Origin of the sequence: Streptomyces argenteolus, from assembly GCF_042902585.1 — a bacterium.
GTDB classification, from domain to species: domain Bacteria; phylum Actinomycetota; class Actinomycetes; order Streptomycetales; family Streptomycetaceae; genus Streptomyces; species Streptomyces argenteolus.
Genome location: NZ_JBIBEG010000002.1, coordinates 908,981 through 934,338, shown reverse-complemented (window position 1 = coordinate 934,338; position 25,358 = coordinate 908,981). Strand labels below are relative to the sequence as shown.

24 protein-coding genes are annotated in these 25,358 nt (G+C 72.2%); 7 read left to right on the top strand and 17 right to left on the bottom strand.

Going from position 1 to position 25,358, the window contains the following annotated elements:
- Window positions 1-77: 77 nt before the first annotated feature.
- Complete coding sequence (locus ACFY8O_RS10780; protein WP_167526123.1) at window positions 78-1,424, bottom strand: class II 3-deoxy-7-phosphoheptulonate synthase; 1,347 nt, start codon at window positions 1,422-1,424, stop codon at window positions 78-80.
- Window positions 1,425-1,527: 103 nt separating this feature from the next.
- Between ACFY8O_RS10780 and ACFY8O_RS10775 the strand changes: the two genes are divergently transcribed.
- From ACFY8O_RS10775 to ACFY8O_RS10765, 3 genes are all read left to right on the top strand, one after another.
- Complete coding sequence (locus tag ACFY8O_RS10775; RefSeq protein WP_124277238.1) at window positions 1,528-1,584, top strand: trp operon leader peptide; 57 nt, start codon at window positions 1,528-1,530, stop codon at window positions 1,582-1,584.
- A gap of 96 nt (window positions 1,585-1,680) precedes the next feature.
- Window positions 1,681-3,591: an anthranilate synthase family protein gene (locus tag ACFY8O_RS10770; RefSeq protein ID WP_387900604.1), complete on the top strand. Its 1,911-nt coding sequence runs from the start codon at window positions 1,681-1,683 to the stop codon at window positions 3,589-3,591.
- Between the two features lie 67 nt (window positions 3,592-3,658).
- Window positions 3,659-4,192 carry a hypothetical protein gene (locus ACFY8O_RS10765; protein WP_387900603.1) on the top strand — a complete coding sequence of 178 codons (534 nt, stop codon included), beginning with the start codon at window positions 3,659-3,661 and terminating at the stop codon, window positions 4,190-4,192.
- A gap of 14 nt (window positions 4,193-4,206) precedes the next feature.
- Here the strand turns inward: ACFY8O_RS10765 and ACFY8O_RS10760 are convergent, their stop codons facing one another.
- The 4 genes from ACFY8O_RS10760 to ACFY8O_RS10745 form a co-directional block, all read right to left on the bottom strand.
- Window positions 4,207-5,211, bottom strand: coding sequence for a 2-hydroxyacid dehydrogenase (locus ACFY8O_RS10760; RefSeq protein WP_145802096.1), 1,005 nt, complete (start codon window positions 5,209-5,211; stop codon window positions 4,207-4,209).
- 364 nt (window positions 5,212-5,575) lie between these two features.
- A complete protein-coding gene (locus ACFY8O_RS10755; protein WP_387900601.1) occupies window positions 5,576-6,268 on the bottom strand; it encodes a response regulator in 693 nt (230 codons plus the stop codon).
- On the bottom strand, window positions 6,265-7,500 hold the full coding sequence (gene macS, locus ACFY8O_RS10750; RefSeq protein WP_387900599.1) for a MacS family sensor histidine kinase: 1,236 nt from the start codon (window positions 7,498-7,500) through the stop codon (window positions 6,265-6,267). The genes ACFY8O_RS10755 and macS overlap by 4 nt, the downstream gene beginning before the upstream one ends.
- A gap of 56 nt (window positions 7,501-7,556) precedes the next feature.
- Complete coding sequence (locus ACFY8O_RS10745; protein ID WP_387900597.1) at window positions 7,557-8,276, bottom strand: lysophospholipid acyltransferase family protein; 720 nt, start codon at window positions 8,274-8,276, stop codon at window positions 7,557-7,559.
- 259 nt (window positions 8,277-8,535) lie between these two features.
- Between ACFY8O_RS10745 and ACFY8O_RS10740 the strand changes: the two genes are divergently transcribed.
- Both ACFY8O_RS10740 and ACFY8O_RS10735 read left to right on the top strand, forming a co-directional pair.
- The gene (locus ACFY8O_RS10740) at window positions 8,536-9,315 is read left to right on the top strand and encodes an alpha/beta hydrolase (RefSeq protein WP_387900595.1); all 780 of its coding nucleotides are present in this window, start codon (window positions 8,536-8,538) and stop codon (window positions 9,313-9,315) included.
- A complete protein-coding gene (locus ACFY8O_RS10735) occupies window positions 9,308-9,979 on the top strand; it encodes a hypothetical protein (RefSeq protein WP_145802086.1) in 672 nt (223 codons plus the stop codon). The genes ACFY8O_RS10740 and ACFY8O_RS10735 overlap by 8 nt, the downstream gene beginning before the upstream one ends.
- A gap of 90 nt (window positions 9,980-10,069) precedes the next feature.
- Here the strand turns inward: ACFY8O_RS10735 and ACFY8O_RS10730 are convergent, their stop codons facing one another.
- The 6 genes from ACFY8O_RS10730 to ACFY8O_RS10705 all read right to left on the bottom strand — a co-directional run bounded on the left by ACFY8O_RS10730 (window position 10,070) and on the right by ACFY8O_RS10705 (window position 15,059).
- A complete protein-coding gene (locus ACFY8O_RS10730) occupies window positions 10,070-10,831 on the bottom strand; it encodes an endonuclease/exonuclease/phosphatase family protein (protein WP_145802084.1) in 762 nt (253 codons plus the stop codon).
- Window positions 10,832-10,904: 73 nt separating this feature from the next.
- Window positions 10,905-11,846, bottom strand: coding sequence for an ROK family glucokinase (locus ACFY8O_RS10725; protein ID WP_145802082.1), 942 nt, complete (start codon window positions 11,844-11,846; stop codon window positions 10,905-10,907).
- Between the two features lie 75 nt (window positions 11,847-11,921).
- Window positions 11,922-12,413: a DUF5304 domain-containing protein gene (locus ACFY8O_RS10720; RefSeq protein ID WP_387900591.1), complete on the bottom strand. Its 492-nt coding sequence runs from the start codon at window positions 12,411-12,413 to the stop codon at window positions 11,922-11,924.
- Between the two features lie 80 nt (window positions 12,414-12,493).
- Window positions 12,494-13,675 (bottom strand): ArsA family ATPase, encoded by a 1,182-nt coding sequence (locus ACFY8O_RS10715; RefSeq protein ID WP_387900589.1) that lies wholly within the window; start codon window positions 13,673-13,675, stop codon window positions 12,494-12,496.
- 4 nt (window positions 13,676-13,679) lie between these two features.
- Entirely contained in the window at window positions 13,680-14,129 is a 450-nt protein-coding gene (locus ACFY8O_RS10710) for an SRPBCC family protein (protein ID WP_145802077.1), read from the bottom strand.
- A 120-nt stretch (window positions 14,130-14,249) separates the two neighbouring features.
- Window positions 14,250-15,059, bottom strand: coding sequence for a metallophosphoesterase family protein (locus ACFY8O_RS10705; protein WP_145802075.1), 810 nt, complete (start codon window positions 15,057-15,059; stop codon window positions 14,250-14,252).
- 279 nt (window positions 15,060-15,338) lie between these two features.
- Here ACFY8O_RS10705 and ACFY8O_RS10700 point away from each other — a divergent pair, with 279 nt between their 5' ends.
- Window positions 15,339-17,135, top strand: coding sequence for an AMP-dependent synthetase/ligase (locus ACFY8O_RS10700; protein ID WP_145802073.1), 1,797 nt, complete (start codon window positions 15,339-15,341; stop codon window positions 17,133-17,135).
- Between the two features lie 236 nt (window positions 17,136-17,371).
- Here the strand turns inward: ACFY8O_RS10700 and ACFY8O_RS10695 are convergent, their stop codons facing one another.
- Window positions 17,372-18,514 carry a glycosyltransferase family 4 protein gene (locus tag ACFY8O_RS10695; RefSeq protein ID WP_387900586.1) on the bottom strand — a complete coding sequence of 381 codons (1,143 nt, stop codon included), beginning with the start codon at window positions 18,512-18,514 and terminating at the stop codon, window positions 17,372-17,374.
- A 77-nt stretch (window positions 18,515-18,591) separates the two neighbouring features.
- Here ACFY8O_RS10695 and ACFY8O_RS10690 point away from each other — a divergent pair, with 77 nt between their 5' ends.
- Window positions 18,592-19,860, top strand: coding sequence for a glycosyltransferase 87 family protein (locus ACFY8O_RS10690; RefSeq protein WP_145802069.1), 1,269 nt, complete (start codon window positions 18,592-18,594; stop codon window positions 19,858-19,860).
- On the opposite strand, the gene ACFY8O_RS10685 is transcribed toward ACFY8O_RS10690, so the two are convergent.
- The 5 genes from ACFY8O_RS10685 to ACFY8O_RS10665 all read right to left on the bottom strand — a co-directional run bounded on the left by ACFY8O_RS10685 (window position 19,817) and on the right by ACFY8O_RS10665 (window position 25,309).
- The gene (locus ACFY8O_RS10685; RefSeq protein ID WP_387900584.1) at window positions 19,817-21,070 is read right to left on the bottom strand and encodes a hypothetical protein; all 1,254 of its coding nucleotides are present in this window, start codon (window positions 21,068-21,070) and stop codon (window positions 19,817-19,819) included. The two genes, ACFY8O_RS10690 and ACFY8O_RS10685, sit on opposite strands and share 44 nt — an antisense overlap.
- A 16-nt stretch (window positions 21,071-21,086) precedes the next feature.
- Entirely contained in the window at window positions 21,087-22,109 is a 1,023-nt protein-coding gene (locus ACFY8O_RS10680) for a C40 family peptidase (RefSeq protein ID WP_387900582.1), read from the bottom strand.
- Window positions 22,110-22,344: 235 nt separating this feature from the next.
- Entirely contained in the window at window positions 22,345-23,370 is a 1,026-nt protein-coding gene (locus ACFY8O_RS10675; protein WP_145802065.1) for a C40 family peptidase, read from the bottom strand.
- A gap of 297 nt (window positions 23,371-23,667) precedes the next feature.
- On the bottom strand, window positions 23,668-25,029 hold the full coding sequence (locus ACFY8O_RS10670) for an NYN domain-containing protein (RefSeq protein ID WP_387900581.1): 1,362 nt from the start codon (window positions 25,027-25,029) through the stop codon (window positions 23,668-23,670).
- A gap of 37 nt (window positions 25,030-25,066) precedes the next feature.
- Window positions 25,067-25,309: a hypothetical protein gene (locus ACFY8O_RS10665; protein WP_145802061.1), complete on the bottom strand. Its 243-nt coding sequence runs from the start codon at window positions 25,307-25,309 to the stop codon at window positions 25,067-25,069.
- Window positions 25,310-25,358 lie beyond the last annotated feature (49 nt).

The following is a 25,358-nucleotide window of genomic DNA, read 5'->3' as shown; positions in this document are numbered from 1 at the left end:
CCGGCAAAAGCCCGGATACGGCCGTGGGGCACGGATCACATGGATCCGTGCCCCACGGGTGTCACCCAGGGTGATTCCTACTGGTCGCGGTACATCTCGGCGACGAGGAAGGCCAGGTCGAGGGACTGGCTGCGGTTGAGGCGCGGGTCGCAGGCCGTCTCGTAGCGCTGGTGGAGATCGTCCACGAAGATCTCGTGGCCGCCGCCGACGCACTCGGTGACGTCGTCACCGGTGAGCTCCACGTGGATGCCGCCCGGGTGCGTCCCGAGCTGCTTGTGCACCTCGAAGAAGCCCTTGACCTCGTCCAGGACGTCGTCGAAGCGACGCGTCTTGTGGCCGGAGGCGGCCTCGAAGGTGTTCCCGTGCATGGGGTCGGTCACCCACACCACCGTGGCACCGGAGGCGGTGACCTTCTCGACGAGCTCGGGGAGCTTGTCGCGGACCTTGTCGGCGCCCATGCGGACGATGAAGGTCAGCCGGCCGGGCTCGCGGTCGGGGTCGAGGCGGTCGATGTAGCCGAGCGCCTCGTCGACCGTGGTCGTCGGGCCGAGCTTGACCCCGATGGGGTTGCGGATCTTCGAGGCGAACTCGATGTGCGCGCCGTCCATCTGCCGGGTGCGCTCACCGATCCAGACCATGTGGCCCGAGGTGTCGTAGAGCTGACCGGTGCGCGAGTCGGTGCGGGTCAGCGACGACTCGTAGTCGAGCAGCAGCGCCTCGTGCGAGGCGTAGAACTCGACCGCCTTGAACTCGGCCGGGTCCGTGCCGCACGCCTTCATGAAGTTCAGCGCGTTGTCGATCTCGCGGGCGAGCGCCTCGTAACGCTGACCGGACGGGGAGGACTTCACGAAGTCCTGGTTCCAGGCGTGGACCTGGCGCAGGTCGGCGTAGCCACCGGTGGTGAAGGCGCGGACCAGGTTCAGCGTGGAGGCGGATGCGTGGTACATCTGCTTCAGCCGCTGGGGGTCCGGGATACGGGCGGCCTCGGTGAATGCGAAGCCGTTGACGGAGTCGCCGCGGTAGGTCGGCAGCGTCACGCCGTCACGCGTCTCGGTCGGCTTGGAGCGCGGCTTGGAGTACTGCCCCGCGATCCGGCCGATCTTCACGACCGGCACGGAGGCGGCGTACGTGAGGACGGCGCTCATCTGGAGCAGCGTCTTCAGCTTGGCCCGGATGTGCTCGGCGGACACGGCGTCGAAGGCCTCGGCGCAGTCGCCACCCTGGAGCAGGAACGCCTCGCCCTTGGCGACGGCTCCCAGGCGGGCGCGCAGCTGGTCGCACTCGCCCGCGAAGACGAGCGGCGGATACGACTCGAGGTCCGCGAGTGCTTCGCGCAGGGCCTCGGCATCGGGGTACTCGGGCTGCTGCGCCGCGGGAAGGTCTCGCCAGGTGTGGCCACCGGCGACGGAGGTATTGGCGTTCACGGTCACGCTCCCAACATTACGGGGTCCGGGGACGCGTCCAGCCGGGCGCTCAGCAAATGAGACGCCCGCTCGTTTGTCCACGGCATCCGCTAGGGTTCGTGCCATGTTCGCGCAGACGACTCAGAACTGGTGGTGGACCGCTCATCCGGCGGCCCGCTGATTCATCGCGCGTACAGACTTCGCGAAGGCCGCCCGAGGGGCGGCCTTCTCTGCGTTTCGGAGCCGGGAGCCGTTCCTCCATCAGGAAGGAACACCCATGCCCGACCGCCCCGCAGATCTCCTGTCCGCCCTGCTCGGGGAGGACGCCCCGCCCTTCGCCCTGCTGCGCAGACGCACTCCCGGCAGGAACCACGACACCGTCGAGGTCCTGATCGGAGAGGTGCGGGAGGTGGACCGGCTCGACGAGCTGCCGGTCGGCCCCCTGCCCTCGCTGGCCCTGGTGCCGTTCCGGCAGATCAGGGAGCGCGGTTTCGACGTGCGCGACGACGGCACCCCCCTGTCCGTGCTCGTCGCCACCGAGGCGTACGAGCTGCCGCTCACCGAGGTGCTCGCCCAGCTCCCCCGCCACGCCGTGCGGGTCGAGGGCGGCGGCTTCGACGTTCCCGACGAGGAGTACGAGGAGATCGTCCGCCGGGTCGTCGAGGACGAGATCGGCCGGGGCGAGGGCGCGAACTTCGTGATCCGGCGGACCTTCGGCGGCGAGATCCCCGGCTTCGGCCGCGCCGACGCGCTGGCCCTGTTCCGCGGACTGCTGGCCGGAGAGCGCGGCGCGTACTGGACGTTCGTGGTGCACACGGGAGACACGGAGGGCGGCCGGACCCTGGTCGGGGCCAGCCCCGAGGCGCATGTGCGGATGAGCGGCAGCACGGTCGTGATGAACCCGATCAGCGGGACCTACCGCTACCCGGACGAGGGGCCGGACGCCGAGAGCCTGCTGGCGTTCCTCGGGGACCGCAAGGAGACGGAGGAGCTCTCCATGGTGGTCGACGAGGAGCTCAAGATGATGTGCACGGTCGGGGACATGGGCGGCGTGGTGATCGGGCCCCGGCTGAAGGAGATGGCGCACCTGGCGCACACCGAGTACGAGCTGCGCGGGCGTTCCTCGCTGGATGTGCGCGAGGTGCTGAAGGAGACCATGTTCGCGGCGACGGTCACCGGCTCCCCGGTGCAGAACGCCTGCCGGGTGATCGAACGGTACGAGCCGGGCGGTCGCGGCTACTACGCCGGCGCGCTGGCCCTCCTGCGCCAGGAGCCCGGCGGGGCGCAGACCCTGGACTCGCCGATCCTGATCCGCACCGCCGACATCTCGGCCGGCGGCCGGCTGCGCGTGCCGGTGGGGGCCACGCTCGTTCGCCACTCCGACCCGGCGGGCGAGGTCGCCGAGACCCACGCGAAGGCGGCGGGCGTCCTCGCGGCGCTGGGCGTCCGGCCCGGCAGGCCGGAGGCCGAGGCGGGCGGACCGCGGCTGGCGTCCGATCCGCGGGTGCGGGCGGCCCTGGACGACCGTCGCGGTGGGCTCGCGCCGTTCTGGCTGCGCATGCAGGAGCGCACCGGCGACCTGTCCGGCCGGGCGCTGGTGGTGGACGGCGAGGACACCTTCACGGCGATGCTCGCGCATCTGCTGCGCTCCTCGGGCCTCGACGTCGCGGTGCACCGCTTCGACGAGCCCGGACTGCGGGAGCGGGTGCGGGCGCACGAAGGGCCCGTCGTTCTGGGTCCCGGCCCCGGGGATCCGGGCGACGCCGGCGACCCGAAGATGCGGCTGCTGAGGGAGATGGCGGCGGAGCTGGTGCGGGAGCACCGGCACGGACTGCTGGGAGTCTGCCTGGGCCACGAGCTGATCGCGGCGGAACTGGGACTGGAGATCGCACGGAAGGCCGTGCCGCACCAAGGGGCGCAGACCCGGATCGACCTGTTCGGCAGGCCTGAGACCGTCGGCTTCTACAACAGCTTCACGGCGCACTGCGACGACGCGGCGGCCTCGGAGCTCGGCGCGCACGGCATCGAGGTGAGCCGGGATCGGGCGTCCGGGGAACTGCACGCGCTGCGGGGCGCGGGCTTCGCCTCGGTGCAGTTCCACCCCGAGTCGGTGCTGACGCTGCGCGGCTCCACGATCGTGACCGAGCTGCTGGCGGCGCTGCCGGTGCACAGCGGAGAGACCCGTTAGCGGAATGCCGCATGCCACTTGACAACTTTGGTTGCCATTCCGGATGACGGTAACTAAAGTTGTCGGCATGGCATCGACCGAAGTCACCCACACGGAACTGACCGCACTGGAGAAGGCCCTCTGCGAGGCCCTGGACCCGCTCGCGACGGCCCTGCGCGCCCGGAGCAGCGGGCTCCCCGAGGACCGTATGTGGGCGGCGGACCCCGTCGAGGTGTCGCTGTCCGTCCTGGAGAGCTGGAAGGTGGTGGACTCGGCGGTCGCGCGGCTGACGGCACAGGCCGCGCGGACCGCCGGCTCCTACGGCGCGAGTTACGAACAGCTGGGGGCGGCCTGGGGCATAACGCGTCAGGGCGCACGCAAGAAGTGGCCCGACGCGGTCAGCAGACCGGCTGCGGTGGAGGAGCCGGCCAGGGTCGAGCTGTTCGGGGGAACGGCCGAGCTCTTCCAGGAGCAGCCCTCGGGCCGCTGGCTGTGGACCGGGCGGGCGGCGGACGGCACGAGCGGCACGGCCGACGAGGCGCTGCACTGCGGCACCAAGGAGGAGGCGGCCGCCTATGCCGGCGCGTTCCTGAAGGACCACAGGGGCGACCCGGCCGGCTGAGAGCTGTCCAGCCCTCAGCGCGTGGGGGACGCCGGGACGAGGAAGTTGTCGCTGCGGCGTCCCGCCAGGTAGTCGGTCACGTTCTGCACGGTGGCCTCGATGATCTGCCCCACGGCGTCCCGCGTGTAGTAGGCCTGGTGCGAGGTCACGATGACGTTGGGGAAGGTGACGAGCCGGGCCAGGGTGTCGTCGTCGATGCCCTCCAGCGACTTGTCGACGTAGAAGAGTCCGGCCTCCGCCTCGTACACGTCGAGCCCCACACCCGAGAAGCGGCCGGACCGCAGCTCGGTGACGAGCGCGCGGGTGTCGATGAGGCCGCCACGGCTGGAGTTGACCAGGATCGCGTCGTCCTTCATCAGGGCCAGGGCCTCCTCACCGATGATGTGCTGGGTGGCGGGCAGCAACGGCACATGGAGGCTGATCAGGTCGGCCTCGGCGAAGAGCTGCTCCTTGTCCACGTAGGTCATGCCGAGGGCGGTGCAGGCGGGGTTCTCGGCGACGTCCCAGCCGAGGAGATTCATGCCGAAGCCGTGGGCGATCCGGGTGAACGCCTCGCCGATCTTCCCGGTGCCGACGACACCCGCCGTGCGGCCGTGCATGTCCCGCCCGAGGAGCCCGTCGAGCCGGAAGTCGAAGTCCCGGGTCCTGCTCACCGCGCGGACGATGCGGCGGTTGACCGCCATGGCCAGGGTCCAGGCGAATTCGGCGACCGAGTGGGGGGAGTAGTACGAGACGCGGGCGACGCGCAGGGCGAGCCGTTCGGCGACGTCGAGATCGATGTTGTTGAACCCCGTGGAACGCTGGGCGATCATCTGCGTACCGCCTGCCGCGAGGGCCTGCAGGACGGGACCGCCGAGGTCCGCGTTGACGCTGGTGGAGATGATCTCGTAGCCGGCCGCGATCGGGGCGGTGTCGGCGGTCAGGAACACGTCCAGGCACCGGACGTCGTGCAGGCCTGCGAAGGCCTCCTCGATCAGTGGCTTCTCGTCGGCCTGCACGCCGAATGCCAGGATTTCCACGGCGTCTCCCGGGTGGAGGGTGAGGGCGGTCCTCGGTTCTCGGTCCTCGCGAATATACGGCCCACGTTCCGATCGCGCCGCCCGGCCGAGAAGACCCGGCCGAGGAGGCCCGCCCGGTCCGAAGCCCCGGCCGAGGAGGCCCGCCCGGTCCGAAGCCCCGGCCGCCCCAGGGCCCGGGCCCTGCCGGACCCGGCCCTGGGCCCCTGGGCGGGCGCTCAGGGGCCCAGGGGTCCGCCGGCCGGAGAAGACGTCCGCTCAGCGCTCCGGGATGAGCAGGCTTATGGCGGGCCAGGCTCGTGGCGGGCCAGGCCGCTCCGGGATGAGCGGGACGGTCGATTCCGTCGCGCTGTGCGGCCGTTGCCCGTCACACGTCGTCGAGGCCGGCCTCGATCGCATAGCGCACCAGCTCCACCCGGTTGTGCAGCTGGAGCTTGCCCAGGGTGTTCTGGACGTGGTTCTGCACCGTGCGGTGGGAGATGACCAGGCGCTCGGCGATCTGCTTGTACGAGAGCCCCTTCGCGACCAGTCTCAGGACCTCCGTCTCACGGTCCGTGAGCTGCGGGACCTTCGGCTGGTCGGGGGCTGCCGGGGCCGGGTCGGAGGCGAGCCGGCGGTATTCGCCGAGGACCAGTCCGGCGAGGCCCGGTGTGAACACCGGGTCGCCTGCCGCGGTGGCGCGCACCGCGTCGGTCAGCTCCTGGGTACTGGCGGACTTGAGCAGATAGCCGGTGGCGCCCGACTTCACCGCCTCCAGGACATCCGCGTGCTCGCCACTGGCGCTGAGCACCAGCACGCGCAGCCCGGGGTTGGAGCCGACGAGCTCCTTGCACACCTGGACGCCGGGCATCCCCGGCAGATTCAGGTCGAGCACCAGGACGTCCGGGGACACCGCCCTGGCGCGGCGGACCGCGCCGGGGCCGTCCCCGGCCGTGGCGACCACGTCGAAACCGGACTCGGTCAGGTCGCGGGCGACGGCGTCGCGCCACATCGGGTGGTCGTCGACCACCATTACCCTGATGGTCCGTTCCTCGGATGCCTGCGTGTCGGGTGTACTCATCGGGCCGATCCTGCCTTCCCCCGTGAAACCTTCGGAACCTTCAACTCGACCTCGGTGCCCTGGCCGGGGACCGAGATCAGCTCTGCCGTGCCGCCCAGGTCGCGCAGTCTCCCGCGGATCGAGAGGGCGACACCGAGTCTGCCCTCCTCCTCCGCCTGGTCGAGCCTGCCTTCCGGGATACCCGGGCCGTCGTCCCGGACCGTGACGATCACCGCGTCCGGCTCGTCCTCGACCAGGATCCAGGCCTGCGCGTCCGGGCCCGCGTGGACCCGGACGTTGTCCAGCGCGGCGCTCACCGCCGCGGCGAGTTCACGCGCCGCTGCTCCCGGGAGCAGCACCGGGGCGCCGGGCTCGGCGAAGACGACCCGGGAGCCCGCGTGCACGGCCAGCAGGGCGCGCAGATCGCACGGAGCGTGCTCCTCCTCCTCGGCGCGTTCCAGCTCCCCGGTGTCCACCGCGCGGACCACCGCGCCGTCGGCGCTGTCCTCGGAGAGCCGGGTCGCGGGCACGAGCCCGCTGGAGACCAGGGTGCGCAGGGCGACCTCCTGCTCCCCCGCCATCCGGCCGAGCTCCGCCGCCTCGCCGCCCAGGGCCGTGCCCCGTCGCTGGACCATGGCCAGGACCTGGAGGACGCTGTCGTGGATGTCGCGGGCCAGCCGCTCCCGTTCACGGGTGGTGGCCTCGATCTCGAGGGCGCGCGCCAGGGTGCGTTCACTGGCGCGGGCGACCTCGACGACGTATCCGATGGCGATGGAGGCGACCCAGACGAGCAGGACGTTGTGGAAGGTGTCCTCGCTGGGCTCACCGCGCTCGATGATGTTGGCGACGGCCACGAGCGTGGAGGCGAAGGCGGCCCAGCGCCAGCCTCCCTTGAGCGCGAAGGCGAGCACGGAGCCCGCGGTCCAGATCGAGGGGAGCGTCGGCCCGTCGAAGTGCTGGGCGTCCACGTCCGCCAGGGGGGTCAGCAGAATCCCGGTGAGGGCGACGACGAGGTCCAGGCCCAGGAACCGCTTGGTGCAGCTCGCCGCGTTGGCCACCCTGGGCAGCGTGACGAGCGTCCAGAGGGCGAGGAACGCCAGGTAGGCGACCACCACCCAGGGCCGCTCGAAGTCCTCGCGGCCGAAGCCCGCGAGCAGCACCGCGTACACGAGGGTCAGCACCCGGTACGCGGTCAGCGCCCGCCACAGCGGCTGCTCCACCGACATCCGTACGACCCGTACCCGCCCGGCCATGTCCCCTCCCCCGTTCCCGCCCCTGCCGTGCTGCCCGCCCCGGAGGGCGGCGGCGCTCACGCGCCCGGCCGTTCCGTTCCCTTGTTCTTCGCGTCCTCGGCGATCTGCCGCTTGGCGGCGGTCGCGTAGATGTCCACGTACTCCTGGCCGGACAGCTTCATGATCTCGTACATGACCTCGTCGGTCACCGAGCGCAGGATGAACCGGTCGCCGTCCATGCCGTGGTAGCGGCTGAAGTCGAGCGGTTCGCCGATCCTGATGCCCGGCCGCATCAGTTTCGGCACCAGCCGGCCGGGGGGCTGGATCTTCTCCGTGTCGATCATCGCCACCGGGATGACGGGCGCACCGGTGGCGAGGGCCACCCGGGCGAGGCCGCCGGGCTTGCCCCGGTAGAGCCGTCCGTCCGGTGAACGGGTGCCTTCGGGATAGATGCCGAAGAGCCCGCCGCTCTCGATGACCTGGATCCCGGCCCTGATGGCCGCGTCCCCGGCGCCCCGGGCGCCCGAGCGGTCCACCGGGAGCTGCCCCACGCCCTTGAAGAAGGCGGCTGTGAGCTTCCCCTTCACCCCGGGTGAGGTGAAGTACTCCGACTTGGCGATGAAGGTCACCTGCCGGTCGAGCACGGCCGGCAGGAAGAAGGAGTCGGAGAACGACAGGTGGTTGCTCGCAAGGATCGCCGGCCCGTGTGCGGGGATGTTCTCCAGGCCCTCCACCCACGGCCTGAAGGCGAGCTTCAGAGGCCCGCCGATGGAGAACTTCATTGCGCCGTAGATCAACTCGGGTGCCTCCTGTGTGCTGTCGACAGACCTTAACCTGTGGGGCCGCACCCTCTCCCGCCCGGCAGGGAGGCCGCCCCGCGCCCGCCCCGGGGGCCACCGCACGGATCCGCGGGGAGGCGCCCGGTACGCGCCCCCGCCGGGCGGCGCCCGCTGGAGCGGTGACGGCCCTGGTCGGTGTCGGTCCGGTCGCGTACGGTGAAGTCATCCTTTCGCACACCCCCCGCACCCCCGCCCGCTTCATGAACAGGAGTCCCCGGTGCCGGTCCTCCCTGGAGCCGAGCCGTTCCGCCACGAGGGCGGAGAGGTCGGCGTCCTCCTCTGTCACGGATTCACGGGTTCGCCGCAGTCGTTGCGCCCCTGGGCCGACTATCTGGCGGAGCGGGGGCTCACCGTGTCCCTCCCCCTGCTGCCCGGGCACGGCACACGCTGGGAGGACATGGCCGTCACGGGCTGGCAGGACTGGTACGCCGAGGTCGACCGCGAGCTGCGCGCGCTGCGGGAGCGGTGCGCGCAGGTCTTCGTCTTCGGCCTCTCCATGGGCGGGGCCCTGGCGCTGCGCCTCGCCGCGAAGCACGGTGACGAGATCGCGGGCCCGGTCCTGGTGAACCCGGCGAACAAGGTCCACGGCCTCTCGGCGTACGCCCTTCCGGTCGCCCGTCACCTCGTGCGGACGACGAAGGGGCTGACGAGCGACATCGCGCTGGAGGGCTCCGAGGAGGTCGGTTACGACCGGGTGCCGCTGCACGCCGCCCACTCCGTGCGGGCCTTCTTCCGGCTGGTCGACGCCGACCTGCCCCAGGTGACCCAGCCGCTCGTGCTGCTGCACAGTCCGCAGGACCACGTCGTCCCGCCGGCCGACTCGGCGCGGATCCTCAGCCGGGTCTCCTCCCGGGACGTCGAGGAGATCCTGCTGGAACAGAGCTACCACGTCGCGACGTTGGACCACGATGCGGAGCGGATCTTCGACGAGAGCTTCCGGTTCATCGGCCGCCTCGCACCCGATGCCGGCAAGAAGGGGAGCACGTCCGGTGGCTGAGCACGACGCGGAGCGCGCGGGCAGTGACGAGGAGCGCGAGCCGCGCCCCACGGAGGGGACGGCCGTCCCCGAGGGCACGGAGGCGGCACGGCCGCTCGACGAGGCCGCGGCCTGGGAGGCGATCGTGGCGGGTTACGGCGAGGAACCGCCGGACCCGCCGGGAGCCAAGCCGTTCAAGTCCGTCGAGGACCTGGCCCTGCTCGAGGACGACCAGCTGAACGTCCTGGATCCGGCGCGGGAGCCCGGCGCCGGCGAGGACACGGACAAGGGCACGGGCGGGAAGGCCCCCGCGGTTCCGCCGGAGAAGAAGCCGCTCGGCGGTTCGGTCGTCTTCGCCCCCGGGGTCGCCGGTCCGCGCGACTACGGCCTGGCGGAGCCCCAGGACCCGGACACCGACGACCCGGACGACAGCGAGGAGGGACACTTCGTCCCGCCGGAGCCGCCGCCGCTCCCCGAGGCCGACGTGACGGCGAAGTTCGCCTGGCTCGCGGTCGTGGGCGGACCGGTGCTGATGCTGGTCGCGGTGCTGATGCAGTGGGAGATGACGTGGTGGCTCACCACCCTCTCCATCGGCGGCTTCCTGGGTGGTTTCGCCACCCTGGTGGCCCGCATGCCCCATGACGACGAGGAGGACGACGACCCGGGACGCGGCGCGGTCGTCTGAGCGGGATCCGAGAGACCGGACGGCCGGCGGCGGGGCACGAAGGACCGGCCGCCCGCCTCCGGTGCCCCGAGGGGCCGCGGGCCCTGGCGGTCAGTCCCCGGCCGGCACCCGGAGGGCGGCCAGGACGGGCAGGTGGTCCGTGGCGGCCCGCAGATCCTCGCCGGTGACGCCGGGCAGCTCCTCGGGGACGCCGCAGCCGAGCACCTCGATGCCGTCCGTCGCGAACACCGCGTCGATCCGCTTGCGGGGCGCCCCCGGCGGGAAGGTGTTCTCGCCGCCCCACGGCCGCACGGTCCGGCAGTCCTGGAGCCGCCCGGACAGCCGCCGGAAGGCGCCTCCGTCGGGTACGTCGTTGAGATCACCGGCCACCACCGCGTGCCGGACACCCATCGCGCCGACCCGGTCCAGCAGCATCCCCGCCTGAGCGTCCCGTTCCTCGCGTTGCAGGCTCAGATGGCAGCTGACGACACCCAGCCTGGCTCCGGCGAACCGTACGACCGCCGTGGCCAGACCCCTGCGGTGGAGCCCCGGGGTGCGGGGCAGCAGGACGTCCTCGGTGCGTTCCACCGTGGCGCGCAGGGAGCAGAGCAGCATCGGCCCGGCCGCGGTCGCGCCGCCGCTGAGCATCACCAGGTCGGTCATGGCAGCCAGCCGTGCCGCGGCCTTGCGCCAGCGGAAGAAGCGCGGGGCCTCCTGGACGCACACGAGGTCGGGGGCGCAGGCGCGGATGACACGGGCCAGGGCCTCGGTGTCGTCCCGCAGCGAGCGGACGTTGTAGCTGAGCACCCGGATGACGGCCGAACCGTCCGGCTCGGTACGGGAGTCGGGCAGCGGCATCGGCGTGGTGACCATGGAACGCACGATACGACGGACGCCCGCCGCTCCCCGGAGGGCGCGACGGGCGTCGGGCATGCCGTGGTGGCGGTCAGCCCTGGCGAGCCAGGTCCGCCGCGCCCACCAGTCCGGCCTTGCCGCCCAGTTGGGCCGCGAGGACCTGCGCGTGCGGGCGCCATTCGCCGCCGATCAGCCAGCGCCGGAAGGACTTGCGGATCGGGTCGAGGACCAGTTCACCCTCGTCCGAGACGCCGCCGCCGACGATGAAGGCCGACGGGTCGAAGAGCGAGGCGAGGTCGGCCAGACCCGCACCGGCCCAGCGGGCCAGCTCACGGAAGGAGTCGACGGCCACGGGACAGCCCTGGCGGGCCGCCTCGCTGATGTGCTTGCCCTCGATGCCCTCCACGGAGCCGTCGCCGAGACCCAGCAGGATCGTGGCGTTCTCCGGGGTGGCGTTGGCGCGCTGCTTGGCGTACCGCACGAGCGCACGCCCGGAGGCGTACTGCTCCCAGCAGCCCTGGCTGCCGCAGCCGCACAGCAGCCCGTCGGGGACGACGCGGATGTGTCCGAATTCCGCCGCCACTCCGAAGCGTCCCCGGCGCAGCTTGTTGCCGATGATGATGCCGCCGCCGAGGCCGGTGCCGAGCGTGATGCAGATGACGTCGTCGTGCCCCTGGCCGGCTCCGAAGCGGTATTCGCCCCAGGCCGCCGCGTTGGCGTCGTTCTCGACGACGACGGGGAGGCCGACGCGCTGTTCGACCTTGTCCTTGAGCGGCTCGTGGCGCCAGTTGATGTTCGGGGCGAAGAGCACGGTGGCGCGCTTGTCGTCGACGTATCCGGCCGCGCCGATGCCTACGGCCTCGACGTCGTGACCCTCGCTCGCTCCGGACACGGCGGAGCTGATCGCGTCCACGATGCCTTCGGCGGTCGGCGGGGTCGATACCTTGAACGTCGAGAGGATCCGGCCCTCTTCGTCGACCACTCCAGCCGCGATCTTCGTGCCGCCGATATCGACGCCGATGGTGAGTCCCATGAATCCCTCAGTTTCGGTCGAGCCCCGCTACGGCCAACCGTACCCGAGCCGGGGACGGGTATTTCCTGTCCAGGGTCAGTCCAGGTCGATGTGTTCGCTGCCGCCGGTGCCCTCGTCACGCGGGTCCGAGGGGTCCTCGGCGGCCTTCTTCGCAGGACCGGGGGTGCTTCCGGTGCCGCCGGAGGTGCCTCCGGCGCCTTCGGTGCCCTTGGTCCAGCGGCCCTCCTGGCCCTCGACCGCGGAGCGGTAGGCGGCCAGCAGTTCGTTCCCCGCGGCGGCGAGATGGTCGAAGAGATCCGGATTGCGCTCGATGACGGGTTCGACCGCCGACTTGGCCTGCCGGATCATCTGCTGGACCGTGCCCTGGGCGGCCATGCCGAGCAGCGGCGACTGGAGCGAGGAGACCTTGTCGGCGACCGCGTCGATCAGCTTGCGCAGCTCTTCGGCGGCGGAACCGGGCTGCTGTCCGTGGTGGGCCCGACGGCGGGCCTTCTCCGCTGCGAGGTCCTCGGCGCAGGCCTCCGCCCACGCGTCGTCGTCGACGGGACGATCGGTGGCTTCACTCATGGCGGACTCCTGCGACGCGGTTGCCTGCGTGACCGTACGGGCCACGTACCACCGACGTTACCCGAACGGTGGTACCGCGTTCATTGTGTCCGGGGCCAGAGCGCGGGGTCAGGCCTGAACCGGACACGCAGGACGCCGTCGGTGAGCGCCGCGCCGGCCACGGTGCAGCGGCGCAGGGCGGACTCCAGGCGCACGATCCGGTGGAACGGACCCGCCGTGAGCAGCAGTTCGTCACCTCGGCGGACCAGCTTGAGGTCTTCCTTGACCGCCCCGGGGAGCGGCAGGCACCAGGCGATGACGCCGTCCCCGTCGTCCTCGGTCCACCAGGGGCTGCCGGCGTGTCCCGCCGCACGGTCGCCGGGTGCGCAGTGCTCCGCCAGTACGGCCAGGTCCTCGACGGTGCGCGGCTCCCGGCCGAGGTGGGCGCTCTCGTGTACGGGCGTCGCGGGCGCCCACTCCTGGCGCCAGTGGTCCAGGCACTTGTCCTGGCGGGCGGAGAGGTCGGCGAACCACGGGTCGGCGGAGTGCCGGGGCAGGACCCGGGTGGCCACGACGGCGTCGACGCTCAGTCCGTGCAGGGCGAGTCCGGTACGGGCGGCGCTCAGCGCGTCGCCGGCGGCCCGCCCGGGTTCGGCGGCCAGCCGCACGGTGGTCGCGCCGTCGCCGATCAGGGCCTCGACGGCGGCCAGTTCCGCGTCCTTGCGGGCGGCGGCCTCGTACAGCCACTGGGCCGGCATGGGGACGCCGGCGAGCTGGGCGAGCACCGGGCGCAGGGCCCTGGCGGCCTGGCGTTCCCTGGGCAGGAGGCGCCGCAGATAGCGCCGCAGCTGGCCGGGCAGCGCGAGCAGGGCGAGCGCCTCGGTCAGCGGGGGCAGGTCGACGACGAGGGTCTCGTAGCCCTCCTGCGCCCAGTCGCCCTCGGCCACCCGGCGCAGGGTGTGCAGGAGCGCGAGCTGCGGCGCGCCGGGCAGTTCAGTGAGCTCCTCCCCGTCGAGCCGGTTGGCTCCGAGCAGGTCGAGCACGCCGGATGCGCGTTCCTGCAGCTCGAGGAGTTCGCCACGGAAGTGCGCGCCGGAGTCGACGCGGACGTGGAAGAGCCGCTCCGCCACCTCGACGGGCCCGGGTCCGTCCGCGAAGGCGGGTACCGCGTCGGAGGAGACGAGGAGCGTGCGCCGGCCGCTGCGGGCCGAGGCGAGCGCGGTGGCCGCCGCCACGGTGGTACGGCCCGCGCCGCCGGGGCCGGTGACGAGGACCGTACGCACGTGGTCAGGCCTTCGGGACGGACTCGACGCGCTTCTTCAGCCCGGCGAGGGCCCGGTCGATGATGACCTTCTCCGCCTTGCGCTTGATCATGCCGAGCAGCGGGATCTTGACGTCCACGGCGAGGCGGTAGGTGACCTCGGTGCGGTCACCCTCGCCCAGCGGCGCCAGCGCGTAACTGCCGTCGAGGGCGCGCAGCATCTGCGACTTGACGAGGGTCCAGCCGACTTCGTACGGGCTGTTCCAGGTGTAGGCGAGGACGTGGTCGTCCTTGATCGCTCCGGCGTCCAGGACGAGCCGCACCTGCTCGGCGCGGCCCTGGTCGTCGGTGGCCAGGATCTCGGCCTCCTTCACCTCGCCGGTCCACTCCGGGTAGCGGGCGAAGTCGGCGATCACTCCCATGACGTCGGCCGGTGCCGCCTCGATCGTGATGCTCGAGCTGGTGTGTTCAGCCATCGCCGTGGCCCTCCAGTGCGGTGTACCGGTCGCGTTCGGCAGAGGCCTGCCGTGTGCAGGCTATCGCGTGTGCGCGGCGCCTCCGTCCGCGCCCCGGCCCGGGCCGGGCGGCCGTGTCGCTCACCACTCCAGGGCCCAGGGGCGTCCGGTCGAGGCGAAGTGGCCGACGTTCACGCACTCCGTGACACCGACGCGCATCCTGCGCACCAGGGGCTGATGGACATGGCCGAAAAGCGCGTAGCGGGGACGGGTGCGGCGGATGGCTTCCAGAAGGGCGCGGCTGCCTCTCTCGAAGCGCCGGGCCACGGTGTCGTACGTCAGCTCCGGGATCTCCGGCGGGATGTGCGAGCACAGGACGTCGACCGGGCCGAGCGCCTCGACCTTGGCCGCGTACTCCTCGTCACTGATCTCGTACGGGGTGTTCATCGGGGTCCTGAGGCCTCCGCCGACGAAGCCGAAGACCCTGCCGCCGATCTCGGCCCGCTCGCCGTCCAGCACGGTGGTACCGGCATGGGCGTACTCGGGCCAGAGCGTGGGCACGTCGACGTTGCCGTAGGTGGCGTAGGTGGGGGTGGGCATCACGGCGAACATCTCGGCGTACTGCTTGCGTACGGCTGACAGGATCGCGGCATTACGGTCCCGGCCCGCCCAGAGCTCGCGGCCGAACGCGCGCGCCTCCTCGAAGCGCCGCGCGGTGCGCAGCTCGACGATGCGGTCGGCGTTCTCCTTGCCGAAGAGGTCGGGGAAGATCCCGCGCGAATGGTCGGCGTAGTCGAGGAAGAGGACCAGGTCGCCGAGACAGATCAGCGCGTCGGCGCCGTCCCCGGCGCGCGCCAGCGCCTCGGTGTTGCCGTGCACGTCGCTGACCACGTGCACGCGTGTCCGTCGAGTGGTGATTGTGTGTGGATTGCGCGGTGCGCCGGCTCGCATGCGGATCACCCTAGGTCTCCGTGCGGGGCTCTGGGTAGAGGCCGCCGGACCTGCGATTACTTCCTGATCGGGACACGGGTGGACTAATGTGCGCCGAAGAACCCCCGATATGTGTGATGCATAAGACATCTGGCCGGAACCCCCTTTCCGGAACCGGTACCGGTGGGTAACGTCCGGCCAGTCCAGTCGTGCTCACCCCGCTGAGCATCTGCCAGTCTTGGACCGATCCGGTACGTCGCACAGAGCCGTGGAACCGGAGCCCGATGAGGAGCAGCAGTCTTGCGCGAGTTCAGCCTTCCGGCCCTGTACGAGGTCCCTACGGACGGCAACCTGACGGATCTCATCCGCCGCAACGCCGCTCAGCATCCCGACGTCGCGGTGATGAGCCGGAAGGTGGCCGGCGTCTGGACCGACGTCACGGCCACCCAGTTCCTCGCTGAGGTCAGAGACACCGCCAGAGGGCTCATCGCCTCGGGCATCCAGCCCGGCGACCGGGTGGCACTGATGTCCCGCACCCGCTACGAGTGGGTCCTGCTGGACTTCGCCATCTGGAGCGCGGGCGCGGTCACCGTGCCGGTCTACGAGACCAGCTCCGCCGAGCAGGTCCAGTGGATACTCGGTGACTCGGGCGCGGTCGCGGTCGTCGTGGAGAGCGGCACCCACGCGCAGTCCGTCACCGCCGTGCGGGACCGGCTCCCCGGCCTCCGGCACGTCTGGGAGATCGACCGGGGTGCGGTCGGCGAGCTCGTGGCGGCCGGCGCCGGCGTCTCCGACGAGACGCTGGACATGCGCATGGTCAGCGCCAAGGCGGACGACCCGGCGACCATCGTCTACACCTCGGGCACGACCGGCCGCCCCAAGGGCTGTGTGCTGACGCACCGCAGCTTCTTCGCGGAGTGCGGCAACATCGTGGAGCGGCTGAAGCCCCTCTTCCGTACCGGTGAGTGTTCCGTCCTCCTCTTCCTCCCCACCGCTCACGTCTTCGGCCGGCTGGTCGAGATCGCCTCGGTGATGGCGCCGATCAAGCTCGGCTGTGTGCCGGACATCAAGAACCTCACCGATGAGCTGGCCTCCTTCCGGCCGACGCTGATCCTCGGCGTCCCCCGGGTGTTCGAGAAGGTCTACAACTCGGCGCGGGCCAAGGCCCAGGCCGACGGCAAGGGCAAGATCTTCGACCGCGCGGCCGACACGGCGATCGCGTACAGCCGCGCGCTGGGCACGCCCCAGGGCCCCTCGGTGGGTCTGAAGATCAAGCACAAGGTGTTCGACAAGCTGGTGTTCAGCAAGCTGCGTGCCGTGCTCGGCGGTCGCGGCGAGTACGCCATCTCCGGCGGAGCCCCGCTCGGCGAGCGGCTCGGCCACTTCTTCCGCGGCATCGGCTTCACCGTGCTGGAGGGCTACGGCCTGACGGAGAGCTGCGCCGCCACGGCCTTCAACCCGTGGGACCGGCAGAAGATCGGCACGGTCGGCCAGCCGCTGCCCGGGTCGGTCGTACGGATCGCGGACGACGGCGAGGTGCTGCTGCACGGCGAGCACCTGTTCACCGGTTACTGGCAGAACGAGACGGCGACGGCCGAGGCGCTGGCCGACGGCTGGTTCCACACGGGTGACATCGGCACGCTCGACGAGGACGGCTACCTCGCGATCACGGGCCGCAAGAAGGAGATCATCGTCACGGCGGGCGGCAAGAACGTCGCCCCCGCGGTGATCGAGGACCGTATCCGGGCCCACGCCCTGGTCGCCGAGTGCATGGTGGTCGGGGACGGAAGGCCGTTCGTCGGCGCGCTGCTCACCCTGGACGAGGAGTTCCTCTCCCGCTGGGCCGAGGAGAACGGCAAGCCGGCCGGGTCGACCGCGGTGTCGCTCCGCGAGGACCCCGACCTGCTGGCGGAGGTCCAGCGGGCTGTGGACGACGGCAACGCCGCGGTCTCCAAGGCGGAGTCGGTGCGCAAGTTCCGCATCCTGGCCTCGCAGTTCACCGAGGAGGCGGGCCACATCACCCCCTCGCTGAAGCTCAAGCGCAACGTCGTGGCGAAGGACTTCGCGGACGAGGTCGAGTCGATCTACCGCGGCTGAGCCGGACACGTCCGACGAGGAGGGGCCCGTACCTGACCAGGTACGGGCCCCTCCTCGTCGTCCCGGGCTCCTGGGCGGCGTACGGCTTCACCCGGGTGTGCGGGGTGGCGCTCCCGCGCATACGGACGGATGTCGAGGCGCCTCCCCCGCGCACGGGGCGCCGGCTCCCGGTTCCTCCCCCGCGCACGGAGCAGCCCGCGGGGGCCGCAGCGGCGTCGACGGTTCGTCCCGCGCGTTCAGAGCAGCGCTCTGAGCTTCTCGGCGAGCAGGTCCCAGCGCCACTTCTCCTCGACCCACTCCCTGCCCCGCTCCCCCATGCGCCGCCGCAGTTCGGGGTCCTGGAGCAGGGTGACGATCCGGTCGGCCGACTCCTCGGCGGAGCCGCCCCGGACCACCCAGCCGGTCTCGCCGTCCAGGACGGCGTCGGGGGCGCCGCCCGAGTCGCCCGCGACGACCGGCAGCCCGGTCGCGGACGCCTCCAGGTAGACGATGCCCAGGCCCTCCACGTCGAGGCCGCCGCGGCGGGTGCGGCAGGGCATGGCGAAGACGTCGCCGGCGCCGTAGTGCGCGGGCAGTTCCTCCCAGGGCACCGGCCCGGTGAAGTGGACGGAGTCCTCGACACCGGTGTCGACGGCCAGCTTCTCCAGCTGCCCGGCGTACGGTCCGCCGCCGACGACGAGCAGCACCGCGTCCGGAACCCGCGCCAGGATCGCCGGCATGGCGAGGATCAGCGTGTCCTGGCCCTTGCGCGGCACGAGCCGTGACACGCACACGATGACGGGCCGGTCAGCGAGACCGAGCCGGGCCCTGACGCGGTCCCCGCCGGAGGCCGGGTGGAAGGTCTTCTCGTCGACCCCGGGCGGCAGCTGGACCATGCGGTCCGCGGCCCGTGGGGTGAGCGCACCGGCGATCCGGGACCGGGTGTACTCACCGAGGTAGGTGAGGGTGTCGGTGCCCTCGCCGATGCGGCGCAGCAGCTGCCGGGACGCCGGCAGCTGGGCCCAGCCCGCCTCGTGGCCGTGCGTGGTGGCCACGATCCGGCGGGCCCCGGCCCTGCGCAGCGCGGGTGCCATCAGCCCGAGCGGGGCGGCGGCGCCGAACCACACGGAGGAGCAGCCGTGCTCCCGCAGCAGCCGGACCGCCTGCCGGGTCACCCTCGGGGTGGGCAGGAGCATCGTCGTACGGTCGCGCACGACGGTGAAGGGCTGCTCCGCGTCGAAGGCGGCGGTGGCCTCGGCGCCCTCCGCGCCACGCTTCCAGGTGGACGCATACACGACGAGCTGCTCGGGGTCCAGACGCAGCGCCATGTTGTGCAGGAAGGCCTGGATGCCTCCGGGGCGGGGCGGGAAGTCGTTCGTCACGATCAGGGTCTTGTCCATCGCCGCCGACAGTACCGGGCCCCTCGACGGCCCCGCCTGACGGCTCCCGCACAGCGTCGGCCTGCATCATGGCCTGCATGACGGTCAGGACGGGTGTGGGCGGCCGGGCGGGCCGAGGGCTGCCCCTCGCCGTATGGGGCCTGACGCGGGCGGTGCTGCTGCTCTGCGTCTTCAAGGTGTTCACGGTGCCGGGTCCCGACGTCACGAGCGACGTCTCGGTGATCTACCGCGGCTGGTACGAGGTGCTCCGCGCCGGGACGTATCCCCTGGACGACGTCACCTGGCAGTACCCGCCGGCCGCCGCGCTGGCGGTGCTGTCGCCCGATCTGCTGCCGTTCCTGGAGTACGCCTCCGCCTTCTTCGTCCTCGCCCTGCTGTGTGACGCGCTGGTCCTCGGGCTGCTGCTGTACGCGGGAAGCCGGCCGGGCATGCGGAACGCGGGCGCGTGGCTGTGGGTGGTGGGTGTGCCGCTGCTGGGGCCGACGGTCTACGCCCGGTACGACCTGATGGTGACGGCGGTCGCGGTGGCGGCGCTGCTGGCGGGCGTGCGGCACCCCAGGCTGCTGGGGGCGCTGGCCGCCTTCGGGACGCTGATGAAGGTGTGGCCGGTGCTCCTGCTGGTGGGGACGGCCCCGGGGCGGGAGACACGGCGGTCGTGGTCGGCGGCGGGGGTGACGGGGGCCGTGCTGGTCCTGTTGTCCGCTGCGGCGCTGCCGGGGGCGTTCGCGTTCCTGACCTTCCAGCGCGATCGCGGGCTGGAGATCGAGTCGCTGGGCGCGCTGGTCTTCCACGGGGCGCGCCAGTTCGGCTGGGAGGGCCGGGTGGAGCTGCGGTACGGCTCGATGGAGTTCGCCGGTCCGTACGTGGCACTGGTGAGCACGCTGGCCCTGGCCCTGAGCGTGCTCGCCTTCGGCTGGCTGCTGCTGTGGCGGCTGCGGGCCAGGACGTTCGCGGTGCACACGCCGGCGGACGCCGCGTTCACGGCGGTGCTGCTGTTCACGGTGACCAGCCGCGTCATCAGTCCCCAGTACATGGTGTGGCCGCTCGGGGTCGCCGCGGTGTGCCTGGTGTTCCGGGGCAGCCGGACGGCGTTGCCCGCCTGCCTGGTCCTGGTGGCCACCGGCGTCACCCTGCTGGAGTTCCCGCTGGGCTTCGCGCACGTGGTGGCCAGTGACGGGGAGGGCGTGGCACTCATGGCCGTACGCAACGGTCTGCTGGTCGCCGCGACGCTGATCGCCGCGCGACGGCTGTGGCGGGACACCGTCCCGGGGGCGCGGCAGGGGCGCGCGGCGGCCGGGCGGATCAGCCGAGCCGGTCGCGAAGATACTCCCGCCAGCGCGCCGTGAAGTCCTGCGGTGTGGTGCCGAGGACCGACTGCATGGCGTGCTCCACCGCCCCGTCCCGCCCGGAACGGCTCCCGACGGCCTTGTAGAAGGCGATCAGGGCCTCCTCGCCCCAGTCCCGCGCGATCAGCTCGCAGGCGAGCCAGCCGCTCTCGTACGCGCGGGAGAGCTTCTCCGCGTCCTCGCCGAAGCCGAAGTCCTCGTCCGTGGGAAGGTCCGCCGGCAGGTCACCGCCGCGCACGGCCTCGGCGAGCTCGGGAGCGATCTCCTGGGCCGTGCGGCTCTCCCCGAGGTAGGCGGCCCGGTCGGCGAAGCCCTCGGAGAGCCAGACGGGGGTGGCGGCCGAGGTGTGGGCGCGCGTCGCCACATGGGTGGTCTCGTGGGTGAGGACGACCCGCTGCCCGAAGTCGCCGAGCGTGCCGTACGCCTGCGGGTTCACGATCACCCGGTCCGCCGGGGCGCGGCCGTCGCCGCCGACCGCGCCGGTGGTGACGGCGGCTATGCCCCGGTAGCTGGCCGCCGGAGAGCCGAGGAGCCCCGCCATGTCGTCCACGGTCTCGGGTACGAGCACCACCACGCGCTCCGCCCAGGGCTCCGGCCAGGCACCGGTGACGGCCGGGACCGCCCGGTCGGCCGTGGCGGCGATGCGTCGGAGCTCGTTTGCGGGGCGGCCGACGCCCAGGACCAGGCTGTGCGTGCCGCGTACGACGTCGACGTCGCCCTGCTGCCAGAGCTGGCCCGGTCCGTCGTCGGCGGCCCGGTCGGCGGCGATGTACCAGGTCCTGGCGTCCCCGCGGCGGACCAGCTCCACTGTGCGGGCGGAGGACATGGGGGCCTTGTCGTAGCCCTTGATCCGGTAGCGCAGCTCGACCTCGGCGGTGACCCGGTCCGCCCCCTTGCCGCGGACTCTCTCGACCCTGTACGCCCACGACTCCAGCGGTACGTCCGCGAGGTTGCCGAGCTCGGTGCGCTGGGCCGCGCGGAACGCCGTGGCGCGCGGGTCGAGCGCGGCCAGGTACGCGTCGGTGTCGTGCTCCAGGAGCGCGGCGGCCCGGCGGTCCAGGGCCGCGTCCACCTCCTGGGCGGTGATGCCGGTGGCGGTGTTCCCGGGGGCCGAGCACGCGGGCGCGAGCAGCAGGGCGGCGAGCACGGCACCCGCCGTGCGCCGTCCGCGGGTACGCCCCCGCCGCGCGTCCTGCGCCGGAACAGCCATCCTGCCGATCGTACGGTCAGACGCGGGTGACCGAGGAGACGGGCATCATGCCGACGGGGTCGTAGCGCACCGACGCGCCGGGGTACGGAGCGTGGATGACCTGCCCGCCGCCCGCGTACATCCCGATGTGGCTCGCGTCCGCGCGGTAGGCGACCAGGTCGCCCGGCTGTGCCTGCGAGAGCGGCACCATGCGGCCCGCGTACCGCTGGGCCTGCGAGGTCCGGGGCAGGGCGACCCCGGCCTGGGCGTACGCCCACTGCATCAGTCCCGAACAGTCGAATCCGGCGGGCCCGCCGGCTCCCCACACGTACGGCCTGCCCAGCGCCTGCCGGGCCGCCCTGAGGGCCGCCAGGCCGCGTGCCGAACCGGGTCCGGCCTCGGGGGGCGTCTCCTCGCGGCCGGAGCGCGAGGCACGGCCGAAGGAGGCGCGGTCCGCTGCGGGCAGGGAGCTCAGCAGGTGCCGCGCGGCGGCGAGCTTGCCCTCGACGGTGCGCTTGTGGCGTGCCACGGCCGCCCGGTCGCGCTCCAGGGCGGCGAGGGCGCCCGCGGCCTCCGCACGGCTCTGGGCGATCTTGCGCTGGGCCGTGCGGAGCTTGTGCAGCGTCAGCGCCCGTCGCTCACCGGCCCGGTCCAGGGCCGCCGCCCGGTCCAGATAGGTGTCCGGGTCCGAGGAGAGCAGCAGCGCCACCGAGGGGTCGATGCCACCCGAGCGGTACTGCGCCCCGGCCATCGAACCGAGCAGGGCGCGCGTCTCGTTGATGTCCTGCTGGGTGCGGGCCGCCGAGTCCTGGGCCCTGGCGACCTTGCCGCGCATCCGGTCCATGTTCTCCCGGGCCGCGTTGTACCGCTCGGTGGCCCGCTCGGCCTCCCCGTACAGCCGGTCGACCGCGGCCCTGGCCGTCTCGGGGGTGTCCCCGGGACCGGCACTCGCCGGCGCGGCATTGAGGGTGGCGGCCGCGGTGGCCGCGGCGGCCGACAGGACGGTCACCCGGACACCACGGTTGAGGCCGGGCCGGGTGGGGCGGCGATGAGAGACCACAGGAGCCGCACTCCCTTCCGCTGTACGCAGACGTGCGCAGCCCCTGCCGCCCGGGAGGGCGGACCGACGACCGGGAGCTGCACGGCAGCGCAGACAGTAACCGGGCGGACACGGAGCGGCCAAAGGCCACGCCGGGAGGGGAACGGGGCACGATACGGCGGCGCCCCGCCGGTGACCTGGGTCTCCGGCGGGGCGGGGCGTCAGCGCGGGGTGCTGCGATTCGCCCGTTCGGGCGTCAGACGCGTACGCCGAACTGGAAGGTGCCCATGTAGTCCATCGACTCGTAGCGGACCACGGTGCCGGGCTTCGGGGCGTGCAGGATCTGGTTGTTGCCCGCGTACAGGCCCACGTGCGAGGTGTTGTTGAAGAAGACCAGGTCGCCCGGCTTGAGGGCGCTGCGGCCGATCCGGACACCGTCGTTGATCTGGGTGTAGGTGGTGCGGGTGATCTGGACACCGGCCTGGGCGTAGGCCCACTGGGTCAGGCCCGAGCAGTCGAAGGAGTTGGGGCCGGTACCGCCGGAGACGTACGGCTTGCCCTGCTGCGTGGAGGCGGCCTGGAGGGCCGCGGCGCCACGGGCGGAAGCGGGGACCTCGTTGCCGAGCTGCACCCGCTCACCGGCGGCGCGGCTGGCGCGCTGCTCCTCCTCGGCCATCTTGGCCCGCTCGGCGGCGGTGAGGGTGTTCAGCAGCTTCTGGGCGTCGGCCAGCTTGCCCTGGTACTTCTTCTTGTTCTCGTTCAGAGTCTTGCGGACGTCGGCGAGGTCGGCGAGCTTGGCCTGCGCCTCCTTGCGCTGCTGCGCGAGGGTCCGCTGCTTCGCCTGGATCTTCTGGAGCGACTCGGCCTGCTTGGCCGTCAGCTGGTCGAGCGCGGAGGCCTGGTCGAGGAAGCTGTCCGGGTCCGAGGAGAGCAGCAGCTGGACGGACGGGTCGAGGCCACCGGAGCGGTACTGCGCGGTGGCGAGCGAACCGAGTTCGCCGCGCAGGGTGTTGAGCTCGTCCTGACCGCGGGCGACCTTGTCCTGGAGGGCGTCGGCCTGCTTCTTGAGCTTGTCCTGCTGTTCCTTCGCCCCGTTCGCCTTCTCGGTGGCGGCCTCGGCCTCGTGGTAGAGCTTGTCGACCTTCGCCTTGACCTCGCTCTTGGTCGGCTTGGGGTCGGCGTGCGCGGCCTGGGACGTCAGGGCCACTGCCGCGGCGGCGGTCGCGGTGAGCACGGTCACGCGGGTGCGGCTCGGCTGCTTGGGACGACGGTGGGACGCCACGAAGGCGAGCTCCTTCTTCCTCGAGCCGCCTACCGGGTTGTGGGGGGACACGGAGGGATCCCCGGCTCCGTGCACGTCACGGACTCGGCGGTTCCTTCGCCGTCACCCCGGGTGGGCGATCAACCGTGCGAAGGTTCGAGGCCTGACCCTAGTGACCATCTTGTGATCAGTTCAAATCCTCACGGGCAAAATCTCGCCACACCAGGCACTTCTTTACTTTCATCACACTGGGTGTAGCGGCAAGTTGACGGTACGTTCCATGAATTCCGACAAGTCACTCATGCCACACAAGACGCCTCAGACGCGTGAAAGGCGCTTCAGGAGCAAGACGGACGCGACGGGTCTCGCGCCCGCCTTCGCGACTCCGTCGGCGACTTCGCGGTCCGTGGAGACCACGACGACGGGCCTGCCAGGCGGTTCGGCGCGGGCCAGCTGCCGGATCAGCTCGTCGGCGGTGACGCCGGCCTTGCTGAAGAGCACGCGCACCCCGCGCGGCGGCGCGAGCAGGACCGGCGCGGCCAGCTCGGCCCCGTCGAAGACGCAGGTCATCTCGGCGCCGGTCTGCGCCGCGAGGACCGAGAGCCCGCCCAGCAGGCGCAACCGCTGCTTCTCCAGGGGCATCTGCGGATAGCCGGTCTTGGTGACGTTGTAGCCGTCCACGATGAGATGCGCCTGCGGCAGGGCGAGCAGCTGGTCGAGCAGCGCCGGATCGGTCTCCGAAAGCGCCCTGGCGGCAATGTCCTTGGGCGACATCCGGCCCGGCTCGACCGCGTCGACGCTGTCCGCGGGGCGGGTCGAGGAGGGAGGCAGGGCGAGTTCACGACGGAGCCCCTGAGCCGCGTCGAGCACGGTGTCCAGGAGCAGTCTCAGCCGCATGTCCTCGACGGAGCGCCCCTCCCTGGCCGCGCGGCGCCCGGCCTCGACGGAGGCCTCCGCCTCGGCGAGCCGCGCCTTGAGCCGGCGGGTCTCGCTCTCGGCCGCGGAGACCTGGGCCGCGGCCTCGGCCCGCACGCCGTCGGCCTCCGCGGCCGCCTTGCGCAGGGCGGCCTCGCCGCGCTTGACCTCACTGAGGGCGCTGCGCAGCTTGCGGTGCAGGGAGTCCGTCTCCTTGCGGGACGCCTCCAGCTCCGACCGCAGCCGCTCGGTGTCGGCCCTGGTCTGGCCGCGGGCGTGGTCGAGCTCCTCACGCAGCCGCTCCAGCTCGCGCCGGGTCTCCTCGTCCGCGCGCTCGGCGTGCGCCCGCTGGACCTCCTCGCCGGCCGCGGCGACCAGCTTGACCCAGCCCGCCGGACGCAGCACGTAGGCAGCGGCGGCCACGTCGACGGGGTCGGCGGCTGCGGGCGGCGCTCCCGCCCCCAGCGCGCCGGCCAGCTCCGGCTGGGTCTGGGTGACCCGTTCGGCGATGCGCCGGCGGAACGCCGGGTCGCTCTCCAGCGCCGCCGCCATCGCGTTACCCGCGAACTTGGCCCGCCGGCTCGGGGTGAAACGGGCGTACTGACGGAGCTGGGAGGGGAGTTCGCCGACGGTCAGACCGCCGAAGGCGTCCGAGACCAGCGCCACCACCTTGCGGCGCACACCCTCCGGCAGGGGACGGTCGAGCGACTCCGCGGCGCCGTCGGCCGCGTCGGCCGGACCGGTGCCGCCTGTCGGCTGCTCCACCATCCATCACCCCAACATGTCTGTCCGCGCGACTCCGTCAGGAGTCGGCGCCTGGCCTGGCGACCAGCTCGATCTGGTCCACCGCGTTGCACCAACGGCAGCGCACCGACTCGATGGTCTCACTGACCACCTCGCGCTCCTCGACACTCGACTCCCCGGCCAGGTCGAGATGGACGTACTCCACGACCTTCGAGGAACGCGTCACGTCGAAACGGGTGAGGTTGCCGCAGAGCGTGCAGCGCCAGCGGGTCCCGTCCGTCGGCTGGGGAACCGTCGTCATCGTTGCGTCCTCTTTCGTCGTTCGTCGAGTCGTGTGCGTGGCCGGGTCT